This is a genomic window from Bradyrhizobium sp. UFLA03-84 (assembly GCF_002289535.1).
GTDB classification, from domain to species: domain Bacteria; phylum Pseudomonadota; class Alphaproteobacteria; order Rhizobiales; family Xanthobacteraceae; genus Bradyrhizobium; species Bradyrhizobium viridifuturi.
The window spans coordinates 894,685-908,538 of record NZ_NSJY01000005.1; the positions used below are offsets into that span (position 1 = coordinate 894,685).

At 63.1% G+C, this 13,854-nt stretch carries 11 protein-coding genes; 4 read left to right on the forward strand and 7 right to left on the reverse strand.

The genetic code is table 11. The annotated features are described in order from the left end of the window. Positions 1–21 precede the first annotated feature (21 nt). Positions 22–1,263, forward strand: a complete 1,242-nt coding sequence (locus CK489_RS06945; RefSeq protein ID WP_095731731.1) for an LLM class flavin-dependent oxidoreductase — start codon at positions 22–24, stop codon at positions 1,261–1,263. A 282-nt stretch (positions 1,264–1,545) separates the two neighbouring features. On the opposite strand, the gene CK489_RS06950 is transcribed toward CK489_RS06945, so the two are convergent. The 3 genes from CK489_RS06950 to CK489_RS06960 form a co-directional block, all read right to left on the reverse strand. Then, on the reverse strand, positions 1,546–2,139 hold the full coding sequence (locus CK489_RS06950) for a hypothetical protein (RefSeq protein ID WP_095731732.1): 594 nt from the start codon (positions 2,137–2,139) through the stop codon (positions 1,546–1,548). Between the two features lie 174 nt (positions 2,140–2,313). After that, positions 2,314–3,333 (reverse strand): adenylate/guanylate cyclase domain-containing protein, encoded by a 1,020-nt coding sequence (locus tag CK489_RS06955; protein ID WP_095731733.1) that lies wholly within the window; start codon positions 3,331–3,333, stop codon positions 2,314–2,316. Between the two features lie 153 nt (positions 3,334–3,486). Continuing rightward, on the reverse strand, positions 3,487–4,326 hold the full coding sequence (locus CK489_RS06960; RefSeq protein ID WP_095731734.1) for an SDR family NAD(P)-dependent oxidoreductase: 840 nt from the start codon (positions 4,324–4,326) through the stop codon (positions 3,487–3,489). A gap of 179 nt (positions 4,327–4,505) precedes the next feature. Here CK489_RS06960 and CK489_RS06965 point away from each other — a divergent pair, with 179 nt between their 5' ends. Then, on the forward strand, positions 4,506–5,468 hold the full coding sequence (locus tag CK489_RS06965; protein WP_050628766.1) for a sensor histidine kinase: 963 nt from the start codon (positions 4,506–4,508) through the stop codon (positions 5,466–5,468). Positions 5,469–5,672: 204 nt separating this feature from the next. Continuing rightward, a complete protein-coding gene (locus CK489_RS06970; RefSeq protein WP_198960848.1) occupies positions 5,673–7,445 on the forward strand; it encodes an EAL domain-containing protein in 1,773 nt (590 codons plus the stop codon). A gap of 239 nt (positions 7,446–7,684) precedes the next feature. On the opposite strand, the gene CK489_RS06975 is transcribed toward CK489_RS06970, so the two are convergent. Next, on the reverse strand, positions 7,685–8,290 hold the full coding sequence (locus CK489_RS06975) for a carboxymuconolactone decarboxylase family protein (RefSeq protein WP_245350273.1): 606 nt from the start codon (positions 8,288–8,290) through the stop codon (positions 7,685–7,687). 147 nt (positions 8,291–8,437) lie between these two features. Here CK489_RS06975 and CK489_RS06980 point away from each other — a divergent pair, with 147 nt between their 5' ends. Beyond that, the gene (locus tag CK489_RS06980) at positions 8,438–8,842 is read left to right on the forward strand and encodes a YccF domain-containing protein (protein WP_050628763.1); all 405 of its coding nucleotides are present in this window, start codon (positions 8,438–8,440) and stop codon (positions 8,840–8,842) included. 45 nt (positions 8,843–8,887) lie between these two features. On the opposite strand, the gene CK489_RS06985 is transcribed toward CK489_RS06980, so the two are convergent. The 3 genes from CK489_RS06985 to CK489_RS06995 form a co-directional block, all read right to left on the reverse strand. Beyond that, the gene (locus CK489_RS06985) at positions 8,888–9,871 is read right to left on the reverse strand and encodes a SphA family protein (protein WP_347336304.1); all 984 of its coding nucleotides are present in this window, start codon (positions 9,869–9,871) and stop codon (positions 8,888–8,890) included. A gap of 100 nt (positions 9,872–9,971) precedes the next feature. Further along, positions 9,972–11,765, reverse strand: a complete 1,794-nt coding sequence (locus tag CK489_RS06990; protein ID WP_095731736.1) for a sulfatase family protein — start codon at positions 11,763–11,765, stop codon at positions 9,972–9,974. Between the two features lie 116 nt (positions 11,766–11,881). Beyond that, entirely contained in the window at positions 11,882–13,585 is a 1,704-nt protein-coding gene (locus CK489_RS06995; protein ID WP_095731737.1) for an adenylate/guanylate cyclase domain-containing protein, read from the reverse strand. Between the last annotated feature and the right edge of the window lie 269 nt (positions 13,586–13,854).

Consider the following 13,854-nt stretch of genomic DNA (forward strand, 5'->3'; position numbering starts at 1 on the left):
ATAAGTTGGAGAGAACGACCTATGGCGCGCCTCAAGTTCGGAGCCTTCCTCGCCCCGCATCACCCGATCGGCGAGCATCCGATGCTGCAATTCCGCCGCGACCTCGATTTCGTCGAACAGCTCGACAACCTCGGCTATGACGAATTCTGGTGCGGCGAGCACCATTCCTCGGGCTGGGAGACGATCGCCTCGCCGGAAATGTTCCTGGCCGCCGCCGGCGAGCGCACCAAGCGCATCAAGCTCGGCACCGGCGTGATCTCGCTGCCCTATCACCATCCTTTCAACGTCGCGCAGCGCATGGTGCAGCTCGACCACATGACCGGCGGCCGCGCCATCTTCGGCTCGGGGCCCGGCGCGCTCGCCTCCGACGCCCATACGCTCGGCATCGACCCGATGACCCAGCGCGACCGCCAGGACGAGGCGATCGCGGTGATCCGCCGCCTGTTCAACGGCGAGCGCGTCACCGCCAAGACCGACTGGTTCGAGATGCACGACGCCGCATTGCAGATCCTGCCACTGCAGGAGGATATGCCGTTCGTGGTGGCCTCGCAGATCTCGCCGTCGGGCATGACGCTCGCCGGCAAATACGGCATCGGCATCATCTCGCTGGGCTCGATGTCGACCCAGGGCCTGATGGCGCTGCCGCAGCAGTGGCAGTTCGCCGAGGACGCCGCCGCGAAGGCCGGCACCACGGTGAGCCGCGCCAACTGGCGCGTGCTGCTGTCCTGGCACATCGCCGAGACCCGCGAGCAGGCGCGGCGCGAGGCCGGCGCCGGGCTGATGCGCTGGCACAACGAATATAACGTCGGCACCTTGATGCGACCGGGCCTGACTGCGTTCGGCTCGCCGGACGAGGCGGTCGACAAGACCGCCTTCATCGAGGGTGCGGCGTCCACCATCGGCACGCCGGATGACCTGATCAAGATGATCAAGAACCTGGTCGACGTCTCCGGCGGCGTCGGCTCGATCATCGGCTTCGCGCATGACTGGGCCAACATCGAAAACACCCGCCGCAGCTGGGACTTGGTCGCGCGCTACGTGATCCCGGAGATCAACGGCTATATCGACGGCCTGCGCAAGTCGCGCCAGTTCCTGATCGATAACCGCGCCGTGTTCGAACGCGCCGGCCAGGCCGTGATGGCCAAGATCATGCAGAACGACAAGGCCGCCGCCGCACTCCAGCATACCGGCACAGGCCGCGTCGCGATCCCGGCCGTGAACGCGCCTGATCTTGCGAAGGAAGCCGCGAAGCAGAAGGTGTAAGGCCAGGCGTATCTTGCGGCGTGATCGTCGCGCAGCTGTCGCATCCACGATCGTCGTCCTGGCGAAAGCCAGGACCCATAGCCACGACGCCCGATTTTGAACGGGATCGCGGCCACGGCATCGCACAACAATCGGGATTTGGGGTAATGGGTCCCGGCCTTCGCCGGGACGACGCTGAGGATTGCTCGCGCTTCAAGATATCAAATACGCGGTGTCATCACCCGCAAATGCGAATGCTGGATCGCCAGGCCGAGCAGACGCAGCTTTCGCACCCTTGGAAATTCAGCCGAGCAGCCAGTTCGCCTTCGCGAGTAGAGCGGACGAAGCTTGCACGGACTTCGATTGCAGCGGCCGGATCAGCGCCTCCCACAGCTCTGCCTTTGGAGCTTTGATAAACGCGAAACGCACTGCGATTACTTGTGACTTGAAGGAGTTGGCGATTTTGCTGCGCCAATGCAAAGTGTCGGCAAAACCAGAGTCCAGTTGAAAACGCAGCCCCGTCGCGGACTTTCCTCTCCCCAAACCACCGTCAGGGCTGATGTCCCTGATCTCCTTCCAAGGAATCAAATCGTCGGAGGCGAAGCTGTATCGGAACCCTTCAGGCGATATCGTCAGAGCAGGACCGCCTGCCTTTAGTGTCTTGAACAGACTCCCAAAGGCCGCGCACAGGCAAAGCAGGGCGGCACCGCAGATCACGGCCACCACGAAGAACATGGCAGATTCGCCGACGTGGCGCGGGAACTCCATAGCCAAGCCCAATGAAGCCGCGCCGCACGCCAGGAACATGAAAGCAAAAATCAGGATGGCGATCAGGAGCGCGGCCAGCGCGACGGTCGCCCAAAGACGATTTACCGCAAAGCTGCGATCCTGGCTCATTGGACAATCCCGAGCAATTTGCCCTGTCAATGCACTACATTGACACCATATCTCAAGGGTTGTCCGAATCCCAGTCATCAACCCGTCTGGCGGTTTGGCCTCCTCGGAGGTTGATCGGACATCCGCCGAAGGCGGAGACGGCGCCGCCGCTGCGCTTGCCAGGGCGACGAAAGGCTACGCCGCCGCGCCGATCCCGACGACGTCGATGCCGTCGACGCGGCCGCGGATCGGCAAGATGCCGAGATCGCTGACCGGAAACGGCGGCGGCGCGGCAAAGCGGGCCATCGCCGCGCGTGAGGCGAGGAAGCCGCCATCGACCTTGCGGCTCAACTCCTCCAGCCGCGCCGCGGTGTTCATGACATCGCCGTTGAACACGATCGCCGGCTTGACGTCGCCGATCTCACCGACGATCACCGAACCGAAATGCAGGCTGCCGCGGATCTGCGGCACCGCGCCGAATTCGCGCTCGAACTGCGACGCGGCCTTCTGCAGCGCGCTGCGCATCGCCACGAAGCAGCGCAGCGGCCGGCAATCGATCGCGCCACTGCGTTCCGGCCACGTCACGATGATTTCATCGCCGATATAGTTCAGCACCTCGCCGCGATGATCGACGACCGATTCGGTGAGCAGGCGAAAGGTGCGATCGAGAAAGCGATGAATGCCGATGCCGCCGAGCCGTTCGGCCAGCCCGGTCGAACCCGCGATGTCGACGAACAGCACGAAGCGGTTCTCCTCGACCGGGGAATGGTAGCGGCCGGTCACGAAATTCATGAAGACGCGCGGGCCGATCAAGATGGCGATGCTGAAGCCGAAATTCAGCACCAGCGAGATCACGGCGGAATAGGCGATGGAGCGCCAGAAGTCCTCATAGGAGACCTCGAGTGACAATCCTGCGAAGCGCTCGCCCGGCTGCAGCAGCTGGATCGCGATGATGATGACGGCGTAGACCGCACTGCGCACCGTCAGAAGGCCGGCAAAGGACAAGCGATTGAGGCGCTCCGACAGCGGGCCCTGAAACACGAACAACTCGATCCCGCCGAGCGCTACGCAGGATACGAATGCGTAAACAAACCCCACCAGGAACGCCGTCAGCGAATGACGGCCTTGTGCGACATTGATCACGACACTCGCGACGACACCGGCCACGATGACGGCGCCGAGAGTGCGCAGCTTCCGCTCGAGTTTGGCGTTCACGCGAGACTGCTCCTTCCCACGTCATTTGCGAGCCATCCGGTCGGCGCGAAGCGCCGCCGGATGATAGGCTCCTCAAAGCAATCCATCATGCCGCACGAAGGAAGGTGGCTTGCTTCGTCGCTATCGCTCTTCGCAATGACGCTGCAATACGAACTAGCCCCCCTGATCGAACGCCTTGCGCAGCGTGACGTAGCCGGCCTGCTGCTGGCTCCAGTTGCGGCCGCCGGTGATGGCGCCGTCGACGACGAGGTCATGGCCGTTGATGAAGCTCGATTCGTCGCTCGCCAGGAACACCGCGGCATGGGCGATGTCGTCGGGCAGGCCGGCGCGCGGGATCGGCTGCGCCGCCTTGTAGACTTCGCGCATCACGGAAGCGGTCTTCTCGGCCGCATCGGTCGACAACCCGAGCGCCTTGCCGAAAATGCCGGTGGCGATCGCGCCGGGCGAGATCGAGTTGACGCGAATACCGGACTCGCCGAGCTCCATCGCCACGCATTTGGTGAGATGAATCACCGCGGCCTTCGCCGCGCCATAGACCATCGACGAGGAAAAACCGGCGAGCCGTCCGGCAATGCTGCCATTGTTGATGATGCTGCCGGAGCCCTGTTTGCGCATGTACGGCGCCGCATGCTTCATGCCGAGCATGACGCTGCGCACCAGGGTTGCCATCGCGGCATCGAACCGCTCGACGTCGAGGCCCTCGATGCCGCCGGTCTGCGCCGGGCCGCCGGCATTGTTAAACAGGCAGTCGATGCGACCGAACTTCTCGACCGCGAGCGCGATCAGCGCCTGCATCTGCTCCTCGACCGTGACGTCGGTCTGCCGAAACAGGCAATTGCCGCCGAGCTGCTGCGCCAGCGCCTCGCCCTCCGCGGCGCGGCGTCCCGCGATCACGATCCGCGCGCCCTCCGCGACGAAGACCTCCGCCGTGTGTAACCCGATGCCGCTCGTCGCCCCGGTAATCACCGCGACCTTGCCGTCCAGCCGTCCCATGCCGGTCCCCTCAACTTACGTCTGATGTTGCGGATATTCCCCAGCCGCTCCCGACAACGCAAGCACGGGCGCGGTGACCATCCGGCGAGGTCCATATGTGGCCAGAAGGCCACAACTGCGGTTTTTCGGTCGCAGCGGCCTTATTTTGGTTCGCCTGTTCACGTGAACTGGAACGACCGATGGCGAAATGGATCGACGAATTCAGGGCGGGTTGGCGGGGTGATTCCCAGCCTTCGATGCGGCTTGCGGCGAGCTTCGCCGTGCTCTGTCTCGTTTTGGCCACGGCGGCGCGCTTCGGGCTCGCCCAGATCAGGCCGGATGTGTTCTTCACGCCCTATTTCCCAGCGGTGTTCTTCGCGACCGCCCTTGGCGGCTTCCGGATCGGGATCGCGACCGCGCTGGCCAGCGGCCTGCTCGGCGTCGTCATCAATTTCAGCAGCGGGCACGCCGATCCGGCGCGCTTTGCCCTGCTGATGATCTTCTGGGTGGTGTGCGGCATCGCGATCTGGGGCGTGGAGCACTACCGTTCCCTGGTCGCCCAGCAGCGCGAGGTGTCGAAGCGACTGATCGAGGAGGAGCAGTACCGCAAGATCGTGGTCGACGAATTGCAGCACCGGCTGAAGAACAAGTCCTCGACCATTCACGCCGTGCTGCATCAGGCGCTGCAGGACCGGCCCGATGTCTGGCAGCGCATCGACCATCGCATCCGCGCGCTCTCAGCGACCGACGATCTGATCGCGCGGGTCGACGGCTATGGCTGCGATATCAAGGATTTGCTGCGCTCGGAGCTCGGCCCCTACGGCCACGTGCGGTTCAATCTCAACGGCGAGCAATTGTTCCTGCCCGCCAAGCTCGCAGTCTCGTTGGCGCTGATCTTCCACGAGCTCGCAACCAACGCAGGAAAGTACGGCGCCTTCTCCTCGCCGCGCGGATTTCTGCAGGTGTCGTGGACGGTGGACGACGGACGTCTCAATGTGATCTGGGACGAAACCGAGGGACCGGTGGTCGAGGTACTCGGCGAACCCGGCTTCGGCACCAAGCTGTTGAAGTCGGCGCTGCGGCCGTTCGACGGCAAGACCGAGATCAGTTACCTGAAGACCGGCGTTCACTGCACCATGCAGTGCAAGCTTCCCAACTGTTGATAACTGGGCTTTCCGGCACAGGCGCGTTTTCCGGTGCAACCGCGCGCGCCGCAATCGCTTTCACCGGCAGCCGAATCCGTCATTGATACTCTGTTAATGACGATTGCCGCGACGGCTTGCGAAAGCAGCCCGGGTCTCATTCTGTCACGGCATTTCGCAAGTCCGCTTAACCAAAACTACAACGGACTTTGCCAAGGTCGGCACATGCATAGTTTCACCAAGAACGATTTTCAGGCGGGCGCGGCAGCGACCGGCCAAGACGACATTTTCGGAAATGAACTGCGCATCTTGCGCGATCTGCTCCAGCTGCTGCCGGCGGGCGTGACGGTCCAGGACGAGCAGGGCCAGTTCATCCTGGTGAACGAAGCGGCAGCGAGCCAGTTGCAACTGGCCGCGAACGCGAGCCAGCCGGCGCCGGTCGACGACCGCCATACCGCCAACCTTGACCTCCTGCGCAGCGGCCGTCCCGTCGTCCTCGAGGAGGTGCTCTCCTGCGGAGCAGCCAAATACGTGTTTCTCACCTCGCACCGGCCGGTCCAGATCGCCGGCCGCAACCTCCTGATCTCAACCTCGACCGACATCAGCGAGCAGAAGGCGTTCGAGGACCAGCTGTTCCGCTCGGCCTATTACGATGAACTCACCGGCCTGCCGACCCGGCGGGTGATCGAGCATCGGGTCAACGGCCTGATCCGCGACGCCGCGCAGAGCCATTTCGCGCTCGCCTTCCTCGACGTCGACAACTTCAAGCATATCAACGACTATTACGGCCACGCGATCGGCGATGCGCTGCTGGTCGAATTGTCCAAGCGGCTTGGCCACGCGCTGCGCGACACCGATATCCTGTCGCGGATCTCCGGCGACGAGTTCCTGCTGCTACTGAACCCGATCAGCAGCAATGACGAGGTTGCCGAATTCATCCACGTCATGCAAGAGCGGCTGAAGGCGCCGTTCTTCATCGAGGAATCCGAGATCTTCGCCTCGACCTCGATCGGCGTCAGCCTCTACCCGATGCACGGCAGGAGCTACGAGGCGCTGCGCCAGAATGCCGATATCGCGATGTACCGCGTCAAGAACAACGGCAAGGGCTCGACCGCGTTCTTCGACAACAGCATGGAGCGCGAGGCGCTGGCGCGGATGAAGATCGAGCAGTCGCTGCGGCTGGCGATCCTGGAAAAGCGCTTCTGCTGCGCGTTCCAGGCCAAGGTCGATATCCGCACCCACGAGGTCAAGGGCATCGAGGCATTGGTGCGGCTACGCGACGACGACGGCGTGATCCAGGCGCCCGGCACCTTCATCAACCTCGCCGTGGAGCTCGGCCTGATCGACGAGCTGACATTTTTGGTGCTGGCGGAAATCGTCAAGTCGATCGACCTGATCAACGACACGTTCGGCCCGACCGCGACGATCAGCATCAATGTCGCCGCCAAGCAGGCCGGCAATCTCGAATTCATGCGCCGCTTCGCGCGCGCACTCGAGGAAACCGGCTTCCCGAAGCGCTTCATGATCGAGGTTACCGAAGACGCCTTCGTGACCCGGTCGCATTTCCAGGACCAGATCTTGCCGATCCTGCGCGGCATCGGCGTCGGCATCTCGATCGACGATTTCGGCATCGGCTATTCGTCGCTGTCGGCGCTCGCCGACATCACCGCCGACGAGATCAAGATCGACCGATCCTTCATCACCGACATCCATCAACGGCCGCGCAGCCAGGGCATCCTGCGCGCGATCGAATCGCTGAGCGAGGCGCTCGGCATGACGGTGATCGCCGAGGGCATCGAGTCCTACGAGGAGCTCACCTATCTGCAGGCGGCGACCAAGATCCGTTATGCCCAGGGCTATTATTTCGCCAAGCCGATCTTCCTCGAGGACCTGAAGCCCGCGACGCCGGTCGCCAGCGAGAGCCGCGCCAGCATGGCGGCGCGCCCCTCCCAGGACAGCCGCCAGAGCTATTCGCGCGCCAACGGTTTTCGGCGGTAGGCAATCCTCATCCTCTTCACCTCGGCCACTTATGGCGGGGCTGTCGCAGATGGCCTGCCTGCGCAGGGACGCACTGCCAAAACATCGAAAACAACCCCATGCAAAGTAGCCGGCGGCGCGCCGGCCTTCGACATGGCACCTTGACATGTCGGGCAAATCAGCAATATAATTCTATTATTCCGAAATTGCGCGCGCGCCCAACCCTCTCTCCATCAGAACGGCGAGAGGGAGAAGTCCGTCTACTTCTCCAGCACCGGCAACGGCGCGACGCCGTTGTTCGCGGCTCCGGCCTGCATCGTGATCAACGTCATCGAGACCAGGTCGTAGTAGCCCATGATGCCGATGATATCCATGATGCCGCGTTCGCCGAACTTCTCCTGCGCGGCCTTGTAGACGGCGTCCGAGACCTTCCTGTCGCGATAGAGCGCGCTGCCGAGATCGTAGAGCGCGGCTTCGTCGTCCTTCATGCCCTCGGGCCGCGTGCCCTTGGCGATCGCGTCCGCGATCTTCGGATCGAGCCCGCCCTTCATCGCCAGCGGATAATGCGCCGACCATTCATATTGCGCGGTCCAGTGCCGCGCCGTGATCAGGATCGCCATCTCGCTGAGCCGCGCCGGCAGCGAGGTGTTCCAGCGCAGATATTCCGACAGGTTCGACAGCTTCGGCGCCAAATCGGGATTGCGGATATACGCCCGGTAGGGCGGTGCGGTGAATTTGGCGTTGCGCGGCGGCGCGCTGATCATGTCGGCCCAGGCCTTTTGCGGCGGCGACAGCTCCTCGGCCTTGAGTGGCGCGAAGCGCACGGCGTCATCGGCTCGCGCGGCCTGCACTGAAAATGCCAGCAACACCAAACTCCCAGCCGAAAGAATCCCTGCCCCAGATCTTTTTCTCATTGTCGTTCTCCCTTTGGGGCGCAACGCGCCCGGCCCCACCCTACCGCGGCGCCGCGCGCCGGCCTATATTGAGGCCGGTGTTACGCGAAGGTGTCAGCCATGCAGCCTGTGTCTATCCTCCTGAACATCCTCTGGATCCTGATCGGCGGCGCGTGGATGGCGTTCGGCTGGCTGGTCGCCGCTGTCATCATGGCGGTCACCATCATCGGACTGCCCTGGGCGCGCGCCGCCTTCAACATCGCGGTCTATACGCTGCTGCCGTTCGGCTCGCGTGCGGTGCGCCGCGATGAGGTCACCGGCATGTCCGACATCGGGACCGGGCCGCTCGGCGTGATCGGCAATCTGATCTGGCTCATCCTGGCGGGCTGGTGGCTCGCGATCGGCCACGTGATCACGGCCATCCTGCTGGCGGTGACCATCATCGGCATCCCCTTTGCCTGGGCGCATCTCAAGCTCGCCGGCATCGCGCTGTGGCCGATCGGCAAGGTGATCGTGCCGGCGTGACGCCGGCGCGCATTCGCCATCGTTTGCAGAGGCCTGCAAGACCACCTATTTGGCGATCGGCTTTCCAGGCGGCGGGGGCGGCGGATTGGAGATCGCAAATGTCAGCCAGGTATTCCACCCCTTGGGCCGATTTTCGGCGTCGAACTCCCAATAGCCTTTGGCGTTGAGAACGCCCTGCATCGTTCCGAGTGGAAACACGTAGCCGATCTGCGGGCCGATCGATTCGACGCGGGATCTGAACGGCCCGAGCCTGGCGCCAGATCCGCTGTCACCGGTGACCTGCTCGTAGGCGTAGCCGACCGCGCCGACGAACAGCTGCTTGGTCACGAACTGCGAGGTCGCCCAGTCGAGGTGAAAATCGATACCATTCTGATAGTCGGTGACGGTGTTCTTGAAGTTGTAGGTGAAGCCGGCGATCGCGGAAAATTCCGTGCCCGTCTTTGGATTGAAATAAGTGTAGCCGCCGCCGCCATCGATCGATCCGTGGCCGATACCGAGATTGATGATGCGCGTGCGCTCGTATGCGCCGACCGGCGCGTCGCCGCTCGCATACACCATCCAGTTGTTGACTCCCTGATTCCATTTCAGCGTCGCCATCGGATACAGGTCGCCCACACCGGTCACGGCGTCGTTGATCGAGTCGGAGCGGATCAAGGTGAACGGTGGTATCGATGCCGTCAGCGTCCCGTTCAGGCCGGCATTGGCGCGGCCGAAAACGCTTGTGAAGCCGACCGAGGCCTGGCCGCCCAGCACCGGCGTTGCAAAGGTGTAGGTCGGCGCCAGGAAGAAGAGATCGGCGTTGGCGTTCAGGCTGGCCGACAGGCTGGCGGTGGCGGTCGGGGTGAATCTCCCGATCTCGACCTCGCGCGCGGCGGCCACATTGGCGCCTGCATTGACCGACGTGTGATAGTAGACCGCAGCGGCCGACCATCCTGGCGCGGTCGGCACCGCCGACATCGATCCGAATGTGCCGGGAAGCCAGGCGCTGACACCGGCTTCGTCGGACCAGGCGGGTGTTCCGGCAAGCACGACGGCCCCGGCTATCAGCCACCATCCGCCGCGTCTGAAGTTCGCTGCCAGTCGGCTTCCGCTACCTGCCATCTGCGCCCCCGTAAGGTGATTGATTCGCCTAGAGATCGACTCGATCGATGGTCCACTCGATGCGAGGAAGATTCGGCATTTCGCGACCGTCATCGACCCCAATCTCCGCCTTGATCATGCGCTCCAGCTTGTCGCTCATGGTGGTGATCAGTTCGTCCTTGCCTGCCCTGTCGGCCGCCAGGTTCTTCATCTCGGCGGGATCTTCCTTGAGATCGAACAGCTCGACGTCGTTGTGTTTGTACAGATCGGCGAGGTTGACCGGACGATTGCGCTCTCCCGGAGCAAAATAGCGTGTGAACTTGTAACGTCCGTCGAATGTCGTGCGCAGGCTGCCGCGCTTTTTCATGTCGGGCTTGAAGCCCTTCTTGAGGATCGCGACGACCGGATTCTTGCCCGCTGCTCGCGCCTCTCCGACGACCTGCCAGAGGGTGCTGTCGTTGGCGCCGAGCCCGCTATAGGTGAAGAGGATCGCCTCGCGGATGGCGTGAACGTCGGCGGCGCCGGGATTTGTCAGCACCTTGGTCATGTCCTTGCCGGGCAGCGCGCGGCCGGCGATTTCGCTGGATTTCTCTGGCGGAACTCCCGCGATCGAGAGCAGCGTCGGCACAACGTCGATGTGTCCGCTCAGGGCCCGGCAGTCCTGCCCGCCGCGGACATCGGGGTGAACCACGTAGAACGGCAGATGCGTCGTTTCCTCGTAGGCAAACGGGCCCTTGCCGTGCAATCCGTGCGCTCCCGCCATTTCGCCGTGATCCGACGTGAAGCAGATCACGGTGTTGTCGGTCAGGCCGAGCGCATCGATCTCCTGCAGGATTCGGTCGACCTGCGAATCCACGGAACGGATGCAGTTGATGTAGTAGTCGTTGAAGCGCCGCCAGCGCTCCTCCTCGGGCGGGATGTGCCCAAGCACGTAATCCCAAACTTTCAGGAACTCACCATGAGCTGGCGGGCGCGCCGGACTGTCGAACGCCTCGGTGATATTCTTCGGAAGGGAAACGTCCCAGCTGGCTTTGAACAGCTGGTGCTCGGGCGCACGCGCTGCATGCTTGATCAGGCTTCCGGTGTCCTGCACTTTCTGCCCGGGGCGATCGGTGTTGAAGTACATCACGTCGTGCGGGTTGACTAGGCTGACGAACAGGGCCCACGGTTTCCCGTCGTCGCTGAGCGGACGCCCGTTGCGCCGCAGCCAGGTGATCGCGCTGCTGGCGATCAGCGGGTCGAATTGATAACCGCCGAGCGTATGACCGATGATGTCGCCCGGGGAGAAATAATCCGAGAAGCCGTACGCATCCATTTCCTTGGTGAACAGCCGGTCCGGATCCTCGCTGTCGAACTTGCGATTGAGGTGCCACTTGCCCTTGTAGGCCGTGTAGTATCCGGCCTTGCGCAGCATGTGACCAATGGTCGGGACCTTAGTGGACAGGCTCCTCACCCACGGGACGTCGCAGTTCTCGAACATCCGGTTGTCGGCTGTTTGCAGGCCGGTCAGAAGAACGGCGCGCGAGGACGTGCACATCACCGCTGGACAATAATGATTGTGCAATGTCACGCCCGTCTTCTGCAGGCGTTCATGGGCGGGCAGCGACAGGCCCTTCGGCCAGCTGGCCTGATAGCGTTCCTGGTCCGTGAAGATGAAGAGGATGTTGGGCTTTCGACTGCCAGGCGGCTTGCGGGGCAGATCGGCGGCCGGTCGTTGCTGCGCCGCGGCATGCCGTCCACCAAGGCCGAATGTCGGCGCGCCGATACTGGCGGCCGCCGCGGTCGTCAGCGCAAGAAACGCCCGCCGCGACCCGCCTCCTTCGCCCTTGTTGCCCCTATGCATTTCAGCAGCTCCGAACAAGGCGTGACGCGCCGCCTCCTCTGCATGGAACCAAACAGCCGATGGGCCGGCTACTCAAATAGCGCAAGCCTACCGGCGGCAGCTGACACGCCGGCTGGCTATTTTTCGAGATGCTGCCAGACGCCGTTCCAATCCGGCTGCGGCGGCGTCTTGCGCATGAGGCTGATGCGTTCGAGGAACAGCTTCGTCGGCCCGTCGTTCGGTGCGCAACGCTGACACTCCTCGAACCGGGCTTGGGCGTCGTCCCAATCCTGCCTCCGATAGGCTTCGAGCCCGTCGGCGAAGGCCGTTCGAAGCTCATTCTGCGAGGCATCGAGCTCTCCGGCAAACGCCATCAGCTCGTAGATCCGGACCGGCTCTGTCTTGCCTGCCACGATGATCTGGTCGACCTCGCGCGCCTCGACTGCGCCTTGTGCCAGGCGGTGGGTTTCCTCGGTGATCAGAATCAACGTCCCATAGACTTTGTTGATGCTCTCCAGACGCGAGGCGAGATTCACGGTATCGCCAATCACAGTATAAGAGCGCGCCGCTTCCGAGCCGATGGTTCCGACAATCGCTTCCCCCGTGGCGATGCCCATCCGGATCACGACGTCGGGTGTATTGCGCCTGATGCCGGTGATCTCGGGCAGATGTGCGCGCAGCGCTGCGATCGCCTGCTGCTGCGCCAGCGCGGCACGGCAGGCATCGCTAGCGTGATCGTCGCCGGCCGAAAACGGCGGCACCCAGAATGCCATGACGGCGTCACCGATATACTTGTCGATGATGCCACGATGGCGGTGAATGACGTCGGCGACGGCGCCGAAATAGTTGTTCAACAGATGGACCACTGCGCTCGCCGTCAGTTGCTCGCTGATGCCGGTGAACTGCTTGATGTCGGAGAAAAAGACGGTCAGGCTGCGCCGCTCGGCCTGATCGGCGCCGCTGGCAATCAGGCGGCTCACCAGCCTCGGATCGACAAACTTGCCGAACGTGTCCTTCAGGCGATCCCGCTCACGCAGTTCCTCCAGCATCCGGTTGAATGCAAGCGCAAGCTCGCCGACCTCGTCGCGGCTGCGGATCGAGACCGGCACGATATCCTTGCCGGATTCAATGGCCTTGGTGCTGGCAACCAGCTGGCGCAACCCCGACACCACGCGGGTCGACCCGATCGCGCTGACGCCGAGGCCGATGCCACAGGCGGCAATGAACAGGCCGAAGCTCAGATAGGTGTCCAGCTTCCGCCGGGCGAGAACGGAACGGGTCGATCGGCTGGTCAGATCGGCAAGCTCGTGACGGATTTGAGAGAGGTCCGAGCCGAACGCCTGCGCGAACTTGCCAAATCCGAACGATGCCTGACGCGCATCGTCGCGACGGCCATCGGCGAGCGCCGCAAGCGTCGACTCGCCGACTGCAATGAACTCCTCGAGATTGCGGCTTAGATACTGCAATACACCGGTGATCCGCGCGAGTTCGACGCGGTCCTCGGTTTCGTAGCCGGGGTCGCGGATCGCTCTTTGCAGAATCGTACGCCCTGCCCCCACCGTGTTGCGCAACTCGTCGGCCAGCGCCTTTGCGGCGCCAGCCGCAGCCCGACGGCTTGCCGCATCGTGATCCGACCGCACCTCGCGCAGGATCTCAAGCTCATATCTGTCGGTATTGACGTCAAAATCCGCGACCAACTGCATCAGGGGCAACTCGTATTCGTTGATGTTGGCGAGTTGGTCCCGATCGAGCTTCTGGACAAAAGCGAGCACTCCGACGACGGCACCGAACAGTCCGAGCAGAATGCCGGCAAGCAAAAAGAACTTCTTGCGGATTGTCATTGCCGGGACTCCATGCCCCTTGGGTGCGGGGAAATCCAACTATCTGACGGATATACCAACCATCTAATCGGGCAGCGGCCGCGTTTCGCTACTCAGTTTGCGCAATCGGCGCCCCCCCATCTCACGGACGGTTCGGATCGCAGCAGCGGACACGCGCCGCCGCGCGGCTGTCTTCGCAGCAGCCCCGAATTCAGTATTGTTCCGGAATGTACGGCCAACCCCGCCCACTCTAGTCTGAGAGACCGTTGCTCAAATTGCGCAATTGCAGC

Excerpts from the sequence above, each read along its gene's own strand:
- CK489_RS06945 (WP_095731731.1), top strand. The coding sequence starts at position 22 with ATGGCGCGCCTCAAGTTCGGAGCCTTCCTCGCCCCGCATCACCCGATC.
- CK489_RS06950 (WP_095731732.1), bottom strand. The coding sequence starts at position 2,139 with ATGAGCCAGGATCGCAGCTTTGCGGTAAATCGTCTTTGGGCGACCGTC.
- CK489_RS06960 (WP_095731734.1), bottom strand. The coding sequence starts at position 4,326 with ATGGGACGGCTGGACGGCAAGGTCGCGGTGATTACCGGGGCGACGAGC.
- CK489_RS06965 (WP_050628766.1), top strand. The coding sequence starts at position 4,506 with ATGGCGAAATGGATCGACGAATTCAGGGCGGGTTGGCGGGGTGATTCC.
- CK489_RS06970 (WP_198960848.1), top strand. The coding sequence starts at position 5,673 with ATGCATAGTTTCACCAAGAACGATTTTCAGGCGGGCGCGGCAGCGACC.
- CK489_RS06980 (WP_050628763.1), top strand. The coding sequence starts at position 8,438 with ATGCAGCCTGTGTCTATCCTCCTGAACATCCTCTGGATCCTGATCGGC.
- CK489_RS06990 (WP_095731736.1), bottom strand. The coding sequence starts at position 11,765 with ATGCATAGGGGCAACAAGGGCGAAGGAGGCGGGTCGCGGCGGGCGTTT.
- CK489_RS06995 (WP_095731737.1), bottom strand. The coding sequence starts at position 13,585 with ATGACAATCCGCAAGAAGTTCTTTTTGCTTGCCGGCATTCTGCTCGGA.